The sequence below is a fragment of the Gimesia sp. genome (genome assembly GCF_048262075.1).
Taxonomy (GTDB): Bacteria; Planctomycetota; Planctomycetia; order Planctomycetales; family Planctomycetaceae; genus Gimesia.
Genome location: NZ_JBLXFK010000001.1, coordinates 1 through 12,896 on the forward strand (window position 1 = coordinate 1; position 12,896 = coordinate 12,896).

General features: G+C 51.1%; 8 protein-coding genes. 5 read left to right on the forward strand and 3 right to left on the reverse strand.

Annotated elements, in window-relative coordinates; genetic code table 11:
- Window positions 1–836: transposase (locus ACN0YH_RS00005; RefSeq protein ID WP_417377505.1), on the forward strand; the 836-nt coding region annotated here is incomplete at its 5' end.
- Window positions 837–992: 156 nt separating this feature from the next.
- Here ACN0YH_RS00005 and ACN0YH_RS00010 read toward each other — a convergent pair.
- Together ACN0YH_RS00010 and ACN0YH_RS00015 are read right to left on the reverse strand one after the other, a co-directional pair.
- Window positions 993–2,123 carry a zinc-dependent alcohol dehydrogenase family protein gene (locus ACN0YH_RS00010; protein ID WP_417377506.1) on the reverse strand — a complete coding sequence of 377 codons (1,131 nt, stop codon included), beginning with the start codon at window positions 2,121–2,123 and terminating at the stop codon, window positions 993–995.
- Window positions 2,124–2,161: 38 nt separating this feature from the next.
- Window positions 2,162–3,130: a hypothetical protein gene (locus ACN0YH_RS00015; RefSeq protein WP_417377507.1), complete on the reverse strand. Its 969-nt coding sequence runs from the start codon at window positions 3,128–3,130 to the stop codon at window positions 2,162–2,164.
- Between the two features lie 638 nt (window positions 3,131–3,768).
- Between ACN0YH_RS00015 and ACN0YH_RS00020 the strand changes: the two genes are divergently transcribed.
- Window positions 3,769–5,481, forward strand: coding sequence for an MFS transporter (locus ACN0YH_RS00020; RefSeq protein WP_417377508.1), 1,713 nt, complete (start codon window positions 3,769–3,771; stop codon window positions 5,479–5,481).
- A 134-nt stretch (window positions 5,482–5,615) separates the two neighbouring features.
- Here ACN0YH_RS00020 and ACN0YH_RS00025 read toward each other — a convergent pair whose 3' ends face one another.
- Complete coding sequence (locus ACN0YH_RS00025) at window positions 5,616–6,806, reverse strand: sialidase family protein (RefSeq protein WP_417377509.1); 1,191 nt, start codon at window positions 6,804–6,806, stop codon at window positions 5,616–5,618.
- Between the two features lie 346 nt (window positions 6,807–7,152).
- Between ACN0YH_RS00025 and ACN0YH_RS00030 the strand changes: the two genes are divergently transcribed.
- The 3 genes from ACN0YH_RS00030 to ACN0YH_RS00040 all read left to right on the forward strand — a co-directional run bounded on the left by ACN0YH_RS00030 (window position 7,153) and on the right by ACN0YH_RS00040 (window position 12,678).
- Window positions 7,153–10,380 carry a DUF1553 domain-containing protein gene (locus ACN0YH_RS00030; protein WP_417377510.1) on the forward strand — a complete coding sequence of 1,076 codons (3,228 nt, stop codon included), beginning with the start codon at window positions 7,153–7,155 and terminating at the stop codon, window positions 10,378–10,380.
- A gap of 58 nt (window positions 10,381–10,438) precedes the next feature.
- Entirely contained in the window at window positions 10,439–11,830 is a 1,392-nt protein-coding gene (locus ACN0YH_RS00035; protein ID WP_417377511.1) for a DUF1501 domain-containing protein, read from the forward strand.
- 152 nt (window positions 11,831–11,982) lie between these two features.
- Window positions 11,983–12,678: a GntR family transcriptional regulator gene (locus ACN0YH_RS00040; protein ID WP_417377512.1), complete on the forward strand. Its 696-nt coding sequence runs from the start codon at window positions 11,983–11,985 to the stop codon at window positions 12,676–12,678.
- Window positions 12,679–12,896: the final 218 nt, after the last annotated feature.

Genomic DNA, 12,896 nt, shown 5'->3' on the forward strand with positions numbered 1-12,896 from the left:
TGCCGCAGTTGGGGGCGATGTATGGACCTGAAGCGGTTTCAGAAACGGAACTTGCCCGAAATGGCATGCACTGCTTGCCAGACCAATCGATCATCATGGCTGATGCAGGATTTGGGATCTTTGGAGTTGCTTACCAGGCACAACTCCTGGGGCATGATTTTTTTCTACGTATGAAGAAGTTAAACTTTGACTCGCTTCGAGCCAAAGCAAAACTCGTATCGCAAAGCCCAAAACATAAGACCTATCAACACCAGTGGACTCCGACCCCCAAAAACCGTAAAACACAACCCGGGCTCCCCAGGGACGCTTCGCTGGCTGTTGTTTTGCACGAAATTATCGTCAATGAAACCTTGACGCTGTATTGCGTTACCAGCCTGTCGCAAGACGCTGCCATCCTGGGCAACCTCTATAATCAAAGGGTCAATGTCGAAGTTGATATCCGTAACTTGAAGGTCGTATTAGACACCGAGAACATTCGCGCCAAGAAGGTAGACACGTTTTTGAAAGAGCTGTATACGTCAGTGGTCGCCTACAATTTAGTTGGTCAATTCCGCAGACAGGCGGCTGAACTGAACCAGGTTGCTCCACGGCGGATGAGCTTTAAGCGAACCTGGACAACATTCCAAACGTTTCTCTTAAGGCACCTGCACACTGAGCCAGAATTATGGCGTGAATCCTTCGAGCGAGCCCTGTTCTATGCGACCAAAGATAAACTTCCCAATCGCGCTGCCAACCGAAGCGTAAAAAGAGAATGCTACGCCAAACGTTCAAAGAGAGACCATTTCGAAAAAAGAAAAAAGCCCCCAGAGAAATTGAAACACACTGATCTAAAGTAAGTGCCATTAGGCTAACGCCCTTCGGCTAATCGGGTATGTCTCGTTCGGAGTCGTAGACATAGTAAAAATTACGATGATGACTGCAAAAATCAGCCGCACGGCGTTAGCCGCGGTTCTTGTCGAACCTGATTAAGATTGCGTAGAATGACCGGTCGGTTATTTCTCAAACGTAATCACCTGTCGGACGGCGGTGCCGGTGGCGAGGGCGTCGAAGGCTTCATTAATTTCATCCAGTTGAATGGTGCTGGAACGCAGTTTGTCGACGGGGAGCAGGCCGGCCTGGTACATGGCGATGAAGCGGGGTAAATCGCGACGCGGGACGGCGGAACCCATGTAGGAACCTTTGATCGTGCGCTCTTCCGCGACCAGGCTGACGGCGGGGACGGAAAACATTTTGTTGGGGTGTGGCAGGCCGATGGTGATGGTGGTGCCGCCTCTTTTGGTGGCAGCGTAAGCCTGCTGGAGGACGCGTTCGTTGCCGACGCTTTCGAAGGTGTAATCGACGCCGTCCTGAATGTCTTTGATCAGCTGGACCGGGTCTTCTTCACCGGCGTTGATCGTATGTGTCGCGCCGACCTGGGTGGCGCGTTCGAGTTTATCGGGGAGCAGATCGACGGCGAAGATGGTTTCGGCCCCTGCGGCCCGTGCGCCCATGACGGTGCTCAAGCCAACGCCTCCCAGGCCGAAGACGGCGACGCTGGAACCGGGTTCTATCTTCGCTGTGTTGACGACCGCGCCGACGCCCGTCATCACCGCGCAGCCAAACAGCGCGGCGGTACCGAGGGGGAGTTGTGAATCGATTTTGATCAGTGATTCCTGGGCGACGACCGTGTGTTCTGCAAAGGCGGCGACGCCGAGGTGGTGGTTGATTTCCTGACCAGACATGCTACTGAAAGGACGGCGGCCGGAGAGTAAGGTGCCGGCGGTATTTGCTGCGGCGCCGGGTTCGCATAACGCGGGACGCCCCGTGGCACAGGGAATGCAGTGACCACAGAGGGGGACGAACGAAAAGACGACGTGATCGTCGGGCTGGAGATCGTGAACGCCGGGACCGACTTCGCGGACGATGCCGCTGGCTTCGTGGCCCATGACCATCGGCATCACACGGGGACGCGAACCGTCAATGGTGGAGAGGTCAGAGTGACAGAGGCCGGCGCCCGCCATTTCCACGAGGACTTCCCCCGGGCCGGGATCGGCGAGATTGACTTCTTCGATGACCAGCGGCTTTGAATTCGCGTAGGGAGTCGGGCGTTGCATTTCATGAAGAACAGCGGCGCGGGTTAACATGGGGAGCGTTCCGTACTGAAAGAGGATTTCGTAATATCTTATTCCACAATATAGCTGATTACTTTCCCCTGGGAATCTCGTTTGCGATAGTCATAGACCCGAGCACCCTGGGGAAACTTCAACTGAAACTCATCGTCTGTAATATTGGCATCGGCATGGAATGTATTGAACGTATATTTGTAAGCATCTCGCAGTATATCTTCATTTCCGTATAGACATTTGATTTCACAATTCTGGGGGATCTGACCCCATGTTTTGTCATTTTTGTATTGAATATGACAGGAGTTCAATATTTTATCTGCATAGTGATACTCGTATCTCAGTACGGTACAATCATGAGACCTGGGAGCCACCCAGAGATATGCTGTTCCCTCTGAATCTGTTTTATTCAGAACGGTACAATCGAGATCCTGAATGGGTTCTGTTTTAGCTTGAACAGTGAAGCCTTCCAGGGTTTCTCCCAAGTCAGGATCTCCCGGCAGGAGTGCCCAGCGAAGTGGAAGTTGTGCCAGGGAATTGAAGAAAGTACTCGCTTTGGACGCCTTTGAAATATGAATCGAGGGAGTCTCTTGAGATTGATTGAGTCTCGCAAAAGACTGTCCGTCGCTGAAGCAGGTACATTCAAAAGATACTGTCTCTTTCAAGCGAGCGGTAGGAAAGCGTCCCCTGTAATGGTAACGCATTTTGGGAGAATCGAGCAGCATCGAATACCTGGCGTGATTGATGACCTGTTCTTTTTTAAGGCGCTCGGATTCTGCTTTGGTCAGAGAAACATAGTCACTGGTCTCATTGACAGGAGTCTCTTCTTCAGGATACAGGAGAAGTTTACTGGTCGTCATTTCCACTGAAAGTTCAATCCGCATTGCCTGCAGACGCTCGCGTCGTGCTTTCCAGGTCTGATTGATGACTTGGATCGTCAGCGGCTGCTGATCGGCTGCCTGTGTGGTGGGTGACACGCTGCCCAGAAACAGAAAAGCGATTAAATAAATTCGATGACGAGGGAGCATCGTGAATCCTTTCGTTGCCGATGTTGAATCCGTTCGTGAGATCGTGCCGACGAATAGTAAGAGAAATCTGTTCTGTTGACCAGATCGAAATGAGAGCGTGTATTTTGTTTGATCGTGAACAAAACCGGTATGTTTTGAGCAAGTGGATAAAAGGAGTCGTTGATCTGTGTTGATACGGGGGTGATAGACCGGCGAGACTGGTGCGACGGGGTGTCGATAGCGTGTCGATGTGCGTCGATATATGCGGTTATACGATAGTGATGAGATTGAACTAACGCGGTTCGTGACATTGAATATAATCTACTATGACAACACGGAAAACCTTTAAACCAGAGCACATCAGGGAATGGGAGTGGTTGATTCGGTTTCAGACTCGATTGTGGTAACTGCTGAATTCTCATGACGATAGACCTGATCGAAAAATTAGCCACGCGCGCGACGCGCTTAGGCATAAATTATCGAGGGGCGGGAGGCTGTCAAGCTGAAGAGACGACAGTAAGTTCAGGTGAAGTGCAGTGGTTTTCGTTGAGAAAGTGGGAGAGAGGAACGGATTTGATGCTCGTTTTCAAGAAAATCTGCTGTTATACTGCTGCCACTCAAACAATGCGCACCGACTCTGAATGAAAGCTGAATCTCTAATGGCCAGTGTGGAACCGACCAATTCGTATGTTCGTTATCGTGTGATCTTTGTCTGCATGTTGATGGCGGTGCTGTTGTACCTGGACCGGTTCTGCATCTCCTTCGCCGAGGTCTTTATCAAAGATGAGCTGGGATTGAGTGACGAGCAGATTGGTATCCTGCTCGGATCGTTTTTTGTGTCTTATGCATTGTGCCAAGTCCCTTCCGGGTGGTTCAGTGACCGCTTCGGTGCGCGGAAAATGTTGACGATCTACATTTTGATGTGGTCCCTGTTTACGGCAATGACGGGGCTGGCGACCGGATTCATCATGCTGCTGATATTTCGGCTGGGATTTGGCCTCAGCCAGGCTGGTGCATATCCCACGAGTGCCAACATCGTCAGTAAGTGGATGCCTTTAACAGAGCGTGGCTTTGCCAGCAGTATGGTCACTGTTGGCGGACGGATTGGTGGTGCATTGGCGCCGGTGTTGACCGCGTTTCTGATTATCCTGTTCGTGCCGATGTCGGAATCCTCGGATCTGAAGTCCGGCGATATTATGAATCCGCACGCTCTGGCGACGACGTTTCTGGAACGAGTGGAGGAAAAACAGGAATTTGAAACAAAGATCTATGAGGGACTTACGTCAGGCGACAGGGAGTATCTGAAAGCAGCGGCTGCTGATCCCAAGATTGAATCTGGTACGGCGGTGGAAGGTGATTTTGTAACGAATCTGAATTCGATTTTACAGGAACAGACGCTGTATGATCCAGCCGATTTCGAAGGGTTCACGCTCAATCAGCAGGCGGAACAGTTGTTGAATGTGAGTCCTGGAGAGCTGAACGTTGAACAACGCTCCCGGTTGAATCGATTGTTGTTTGAAGCCCGCTACTCAGCTGACGTTCGCAAGGTGCAGGGAAAAGGCTGGCGAAAAATGATGATGACCTACGGCTTGGTAGGAATTCTGATTGCCGGGATATTCTGGTGGGTGATTCGCGATTATCCGCGTGCGCATCCGGCCTGTTCGAATGGGGAGCTCGAACTGATTGAACATGGTCGTCTGGAGTCGGATAAAGATCATTCGAAGCAGATTGGCGGCATTCCGTTTAAGGCGATTGCCATGAATCAGAGTTTGTGGTTGCTTTCACTATCACAATTCTGCACGAACGTGGGTTGGTTGTTTCTGGTGACGTGGCTGCCGCGATTTCTGGATGAGGAGTACCAGGTTCCGTTGGAAGAACGCGGGAAAATGGTAACGATTGCGCTGGCGGTGGGCTGGCTGGGAACTTTGTCAGGCGGGAAAGTGACAGACTGGTTGATGCGACGGATCAGTCTGCGGTGGAGCCGCGTGCTGCCGATTGCGCTTTCGCGATTTACTGCAATGGCGGCGTACCTGGTCTGTCTGCTGGATATTTCTCCCTGGGTCTCGGTGATTATGTTTTCGATCGTGGCGTTTTCTACTGATTTTGGATCGCCTGCGATGTGGGCGTTCAACCAGGATATTGCCGGCAAACACGTGGGGTCGGTGCTGGGGTGGGGAAACATGTGGGGCAATCTGGGGGCGGCTGTCGCGCCTTCGTTAATGATCGCCGTGATTGGTGTGGAACATCACTGGAACATGGCGTTTGTCACGTGTGCGATTGCGTTTTTCATCGCGGGGGTGGCATCGCTGTTTGTGGATTCTTCCCGGAAGCTGGTTGTGGATGATGAGGATGGGATGTTGGAGACGGCGTAGTTTGTTATTGAGGAAGAAGGTTTCTCTTCATCGAGAGTTTACACCGTCAGTTTCCTGTTGCCTGCGGCAATCCCGAATTGCATTCGGGACCACCCCTTTTTTGTTGGAAGTTGTTTAGTGGAACCGTCGATTGTTTATTTTGCGAGTTCGTCGAGTTCGGCTAATTTGAGCTGGATACTGAGGATGTAAGGGGCTTTGTCTTTTTCCCAGTGGCCGTAGGTGGTGATGATGAAAGTGCCATCGGGGAGGACTTCGACGCCGGGGTAGGCGCAGTCGGCTCCTTTGGTATTATCTTTGAACCGCACGTGGTACTGACCTTCTTTGCCGTTGACGAGGTCATCGTAAGTGCCGACCCAGGCGACCCAGTCTCCTTCGGTGGGCGCAGTGTGGCCTTTGGGTGTGTTACTGCGAAAGGAGATGAGTAGACGTCCGCTGACGGGATCGTATTTGCCGGTGTGACGATCGCCGTTCAAAGAGCCGGGCAGATCGCGGGGTTCGGTCCAGGTTTTACCTTCGTCGTTGGAGAAAATGATTTGCGAATTGTGGCGGCGACTGTTTTCGCGGAGGAGGACGGCGAGCTGTTTACCATCGGGCGAGCGAATGATGCCGGGCTCGCAGATATGATATTCGGATGATTTGTGAATGGCTTCGGGGGCGGACCAGGTTAAGCCGCCATCGGTGGAGAGTGTTTTATAGAGAGTGAAAACGACCGGTGATTGCTGTTTGGAATTTTTGGAGATGAAGCGACCGTCATCATGGAACAGGGCCATGTAATGACCGGGGCCTGTTTTGAGTGGTTCGACACCACCCATGACGACGATGCCGCCCCAGTCGCCTAGGGGTTTGAGTTCGCTCCAGGTTTTGCCGTCATCTTCGGTGACTGCCATGCGAGCGGGATAGAGACCGGAGAACATAATGATGCGTTTTTTACCTGAGGCATCAACGACACGATGCAGCGTAGGGACTTCACGCGAGGTGGCCCAGGAAGTGGGAGTGGGCAGACGATCGGTCCAGGTTTTTCCGGCATCGGTGGAGCGTTTATAGACGATGCCCCCCTTCCCGTGTCCTTTGGGGTAAACACAGAGGATGGTCTTATTATCTTCGAGCAGAACAGTGGTGGGATGGCCGAGGTACTGATCTTTCTCGCGATCGACGACGGTCTGGCGATGAGACTGGGCATCGAGATCGATATAGGGAATGGTGAAGCCGGGCGCCATAGGAGCCTGTTTTGGAGGATCGGCTGCAGAGAGTCGACTGATTTGACTGCTGAAGATCAGAGTAAAGATCACCGCCAGTTTTATCGGGAGGAACGCTTGAGGAATCATGGCAAGTCCTTACGTCAGAGGTGTTTGAAATCAGAGTAAATCGACCTGGATCACAATGCCCGAAATGCATGGTTATTTACTGGACCAACGTGTATTTTCAAGACTAACGTTGCGGTAGGGGAGGTTCAATACAGGTTCTCAGGGTAAATCCTCTGAAACAGGGGAATACTGTGAATCTTCTCTCATTACAGAGGCTTTTTTAAATATTATATTGTTATTCGACGGAATTCCCGATACGATATAAAAATGACTTGATGTATCTGATTGTGGATTAACGAGATACAGTTAAATCATCCCCAGCCTGCGCGGCTTTTTCCCACCTGACTCTAACATCGTAGACATGACTATGAAAACTTTGCGAAAAGTGACAGCTGTCATCGTATGCACGAGCCTGTTTCTCTGCTCCGCTGTTTCGCTCTCGGCTGCCGATTCTAAACCGACTCAGCAGCAACTGGATTTCTTCGAGAAGAAGATCCGTCCTGTGTTGATTCAGCACTGTTACGAATGCCATTCCGCGGATTCGAAAAATCTGAAGGGGAGTTTGCTGGTCGATTCACAACAGGGACTGCTGGAGGGTGGCGATTCGGGAACAGCTCTGATTCCTGGAAAACCGGGTGAGAGCCTGTTGCTGGAAACAATGCAGTATGGGGAAGACAGCTACCAGATGCCGCCCAAGGGGAAGTTGTCAGATGAGATTATTGCTGACTTCGAAAAATGGATCGCGATGGGAGCTGCGGACCCGCGTACAGAGACTTCCAGGAAAACCACAAAGACGGAAATCGATTTCGACAAGGCTCGCGAGTTCTGGTCGTTTCAACCGCCACGCCATTACCCTGCCCCCAAGGTGAAACAGAAATCCTGGCCGCGGAACAAGATTGATGCATTCATTTTAGCAGCGCAGGAAGCGAAAGGTTTCACCCCCGCACCCGCTGCTACAAAGCAGACTTTGATTCGGCGTGCCTATTTCGATTTGATCGGTCTGCCTCCGACGCCTGCTGAAGTAGATGCGTTTGTAAAGGATCAATCACCGGATGCATATGCACGTGTGATCGACGGATTGCTGCAGTCACCTCATTACGGCGAACGCTGGGGCAGGCACTGGCTGGATGTCGCGCGCTACGCGGAAGACAATACGAATATGGGGCCTCACAACGGTCCGTTTCCACACGCCTATCGTTATCGTGACTGGGTGGTCAAAGCGTTCAATGAAGATATGCCTTACGATGAATTTGTGATTCGTCAGCTGGCAACTGACTTTCTGCCGGAAACTGGTCCCGAGGACTACCCTGCCCTGGGTTTCATGGGGCTGGGGCCTTCCTATCACAAGGAAGTTGCTTTGTCTCGGCTGACCCTGGAAAACCGCTATGCGGATGACTGGGAAGACCGCGTTGACAGTTTGTGCCGGGGTCTGCTGGGGCTGACGATGGCTTGTGCCCGCTGCCACGATCACAAGTATGATCCGTTAACCGTGGAAGACTATTATGGGATCGCCGGTGTCTTTGCTTCCATCAGACAGACGACGCGGCCGATTATCCCTGATGAAGAAGTCGCGAAGACGCAACCTGCCAGGGACAAAGTGGACGCATTAAACAAAGCGAATACCGATCTGGCTGCTAAAGTCAAAGCATTGAATAAACGTAATACCGAGCTGAAGCAGATGATCAAGGCTGCAGGCAAAGCCGAGTTCCCGCTGATTGCTTCTCGACCAGATCTGAAAAAGCAGACGGCAATCAAGTTTCCGGTTCCTCCCGAAGAGTTGAAACAGAATACGGCATTGATCGCCGCTCATAATAAGACGATCAAAGAGAATAAAACGCAGGCGGCAGAAATCAAGAAATCGACACCCGGTTTTGAGTTGCCTCTGGCAGACGCGCTCACCGAAGAACAGGTGCGGGTGGAGGAGATCACTGAGGATAAAATGAAGATCGTCTATTATCCCAAGCCTCGCGACCTGAATGTCTTCATTCGAGGGAACGCGGCCAACCTGGGTGAACTGGTTCCCCGTCGATTTGTGCGTGTGTTGTCTGCAGGACAGCCTGAACCTTTTCAAAATGGCAGTGGTCGATTGGAGTTGGCTAAGAAAATCGCCAGTCGAGAGAATCCCCTGACGGCACGGGTGATGGTGAATCGGATCTGGCAGCATCATTTTGGTGAAGGACTGGTCGATACGCCGAGTAATTATGGGAAAACCGGTTCCCTGCCCAGTCATCCGGAACTGCTGGACGATCTCGCCGTCTGGTTTATGGATGAGGGCTGGTCGATGAAGAAACTGCACCGCCTGATCATGCTGTCGGCGACGTATCAGCAGGCCTCCAATATCGAACTGAGCGAAGCACAAAAGAAACAGGATCCGAACAACAGGTTGCTCTCGTATTTTAATCGTCGTCGGCTGGAAGCCGAGATTTATCGTGATGCGTTACTGGCTGCTGGAAATAATCTGGATGCCCGACAGGCGGGGCCTTCCGGCGACATTGATGATCCCACATTTCAACGCCGTGGCATCTATGCCACGGTTTCCCGGCATAAATTGAGTATGTTCCTGCAGTCTTATGATTTTCCCGATCCCGCGATTCATGCAGCACGTCGATCAAAAACGACAACGCCGCTGCAGCAGTTGTTTGTGTTGAATTCTCCTTTTGTCAGACAGCAGGCACAGCAGCTGGCGACCCGACTGGAAGGTGAGTCTTCTGAAAAACGGATTGATGGTGTTTATCGATTGTTGTTCTCACGGGAACCGACTCCGTCTGAAATGCAGATTGGTCTGAAGTATCTGGAAAACAGTGATACGACGGGTGAGTCGGACAGTCAGATGGAGCAGATTCCCACATTTGCCGGCAAGCGAATGAAGGCGGATGTGAAAGAGCTGGGAGATTCCTATTCAGTGGAGCTCTGGGTTAAGAACCAGGTCCCCAATGAGCAGCGGATTATTACCGGTTACTTTTTCTCCCGGGGTAAAGATTCTGCAGCGAAAGCAGCCGGCGATCACTTGGGAATTGCCGGGAAGTATCGCCCGAATAAAGCGGGGCGCCTGTTCTTTTACAATGGAGATATGAAGCGGGATTCCTTATTTGGAACCTCAGTCATTCAGCCGGGTACGTGGAATCATGTGGTGTTGATTCGCGACCAGAAGCAGATTGCCGTCTATCTGAATGGTAATTCGAAACCGGAAATCCTGGGGGAAGCAGAGCCCGGATATGCTGATGGTGTGGCTGAATTAACCATCGCGGGGCGCAGTGACAATTTTTCGAATTTCCAGGGACAACTGGGGGCCGTGGCCGTCTTCAATCGTGCCTTGAAGACAGAGGAAGTGCAGAAACATTTTGCTGCTGCGAAACTGAAACAGGATCAACTGGCGCATGGAGACTATGTGGCTTCCATCCTGGCTTCCGATCCCCTTTCCTGCTGGCCATTAAGGACAGATAACCCGAACCTGTCCCAGGCTGCCGACATCACGGGGAACAAACATAATGGTGTTTACGAAGGACGTCAGGACATCGACCCGAAACAATTGACAAGCTGGCAGCGATATTGCCTGGCGTTACTGTGCAGTAATGAAATGATGTATGTTGACTGATGGTAGAGTGCTTCCGGTCAGTCAGCGATTCTTTCAAACTAATAACGAGATCTGAGTTATGATGAATTTCAACGGACAGGACCTGTTCAATCGTCGCGAAATCCTGGAGAAAGTCGGTAGTGGCTTTGGCATGATGAGCCTGGCGGGCATGCTGGCTTCAGCCGAGGGGGCGTCTCAAAAACCTCCCCTGCAGACACCTCATTTCGCACCGAAAGCGAAGCGGGTGATCTTTCTGTTTATGAGTGGTGGTCCTTCTCAGATGGATACCTTCGACCCGAAACCATTGTTGAAGAAATATGAAGGCCAGCGACCTGCTGCAGCAAATATCCGAACTGCTTCAAAAACAATGGGACTTCTGCCATCCCCTGTGAAATTCATAAATGCGGGGAAATCCGGAATTCCGGTCTCAGAGCATTTTTCAAAAATTGCAGAGCACATCGACGACATGGCGGTGATTCGCTCAATGCATACAGACTTTCCGAATCATGCGCCGGCGCTGTGTATGATGAATCTGGGAACATTGACACCCACCCGCCCCAGTCTGGGTTCCTGGCTGACTTATGGACTGGGAACGGAAAATCAGAATCTTCCCGGTTTCCTGGCATTATGCCCGGGTAAACCAGTAGTGGGCCCCAAACTCTGGGGCAGTGCTTTCTTACCTGGCAAGCATCAGGCGACACATATCAACAATAAGGATCTCACTCCCGAGAAGATGATTCCGTATCTGAAAAATGAAGTGATGTCATCTGCAGAGCAGAAGAAGCAGTTGGATCTGGTTCAGGCGATCAATCAGCAGCATCTGGAAAAACGGTCCGGTGATAATGAACTGGAGACGCGGATCAAATCGATGGAACTGGCTTACCGGATGCAGTTTGCGGCGACCGATGCGTTTGACATCTCGCGCGAACCGGAGAAGCTTCAGGAAGCATACGGGAAGAGCGAGTTCTCGAAGGCCTGTTTATTATCACGTCGTTTGAGTGAGCGTGGCGTGAGGTTTGTGCAGGTTTACTATGGAAATCGACAGCCCTGGGATACACACAGTAATCATGATAAAAGCAACGAACGTTTGTGTAAGGACATCGATCAGCCCATCGCTCAACTGCTGACCGACTTGAAGCAGCGCGGACTGTTAGATGAAACGCTGGTTGTCTGGGGGGGCGAATTTGGGCGTACCCCGACTGCTCAGGGGGGGATTAACGGTCGCGATCATAATCCTTTCGGATTCTGTATGTGGCTGGCCGGCGGTGGCATCAAAGGGGGTACCGTACACGGGGAATCGGATGAATTCGGTTTCCGTGCGATGCAGGATAAGGTTCACGTCCATGATCTGCACGCAACGATTCTGCATCTGATGGGCATCAATCACGAGCGATTGACCTATCATTATTCTGGTCGAGATTTTCGACTGACGGATGTCGCCGGCGAAGTTGTACATAACATCATTGCCTGAGGTCAGACGTTGGTTGCTTTCTTTCTGAGTCATGATCCTCTTGCGAGTTCTTTCCAGACACTCCTTTTCTCTCCTCATCGAATCATATATAATATACACGACGTGTTAGTCTATTTATGATAAGCCTTTACAAGGCTAATTGAGGAAACGTTATGTCGACATCCAATCTACCAGGTTCCTTCTCTCTTGTGCCTCGGGGGAATATTCGCGAAGTTGTTGTACAGAGAATTCTGGCAGCAGTGATTCGCGGTGATTTTCCTGTCGGGCATCGGATGGTCATTCAGAATCTGGCAGAACAGTTTGGAGTGAGTGCAACTCCGGTGCGAGAGGCGTTAGTTGAACTGGCGTCAATCGGAATTGTGGAGAATCTGCCCAATCGCGGTGCGGTGATGCGTGAATTTGGTGTCACACAGATTCGCGAGATTTATCAACTGCGTCGGATTCTGGAAGTCGAAGCGGTTCGGAATGCCTGTGGTCAGATCGATCCGCAACAGCTATCTACTTTAGCGAGTGAATTCACAACAATTGCTGAAGAGCCGCGCGATGTTAACTGGTCGCAGAAGGCAATGGCGTTGGATATCAGGCTGCATACTTTGATAGCCGCGCATAGTGGCAGTATGAGATTGCAGGATGAATTACGGCGTTATAATACACTGGTGCAGGCGATCCGCGAAGTCGTCGATAATGAAAGCCAGGCTCAGGAAATCGCGTTGTCTGATCATACTGCAATAATTTCCGCCCTGCAGTCCAATGACTGTGAGAAGGCAGATGCAGAGATGGAGCAGCACATTCGTAAGACGGCTGAAGTGGTTGAGAAACATATGCAGGAACGGATTCTCAATAAGTAGTCTGAGTCTTGCTTCTTAATTTCAGGTGCATTTCTGTCTGTCCTCTTTTTTAATCAATGCGTAAATAAATGACTGACTGGCGCGAACTTTTCTTGCGCAGCGACGTCTTTAAGTTAAATCAGATGGAAGTCGTTATCAGCAGGATGAACAGTAAGCTAGAGCGCATCACATTTAACCATAGTGTCTCTCAAACTATTATACTTGGTTCAAATAGCCCT

Excerpts from the sequence above, each read along its gene's own strand:
- ACN0YH_RS00030 (WP_417377510.1), top strand. The coding sequence starts at position 7,153 with ATGAAAACTTTGCGAAAAGTGACAGCTGTCATCGTATGCACGAGCCTG.
- ACN0YH_RS00020 (WP_417377508.1), top strand. The coding sequence starts at position 3,769 with ATGGCCAGTGTGGAACCGACCAATTCGTATGTTCGTTATCGTGTGATC.
- ACN0YH_RS00025 (WP_417377509.1), bottom strand. The coding sequence starts at position 6,806 with ATGATTCCTCAAGCGTTCCTCCCGATAAAACTGGCGGTGATCTTTACT.
- ACN0YH_RS00010 (WP_417377506.1), bottom strand. The coding sequence starts at position 2,123 with ATGTTAACCCGCGCCGCTGTTCTTCATGAAATGCAACGCCCGACTCCC.
- ACN0YH_RS00035 (WP_417377511.1), top strand. The coding sequence starts at position 10,439 with ATGATGAATTTCAACGGACAGGACCTGTTCAATCGTCGCGAAATCCTG.
- ACN0YH_RS00040 (WP_417377512.1), top strand. The coding sequence starts at position 11,983 with ATGTCGACATCCAATCTACCAGGTTCCTTCTCTCTTGTGCCTCGGGGG.
- ACN0YH_RS00015 (WP_417377507.1), bottom strand. The coding sequence starts at position 3,130 with ATGCTCCCTCGTCATCGAATTTATTTAATCGCTTTTCTGTTTCTGGGC.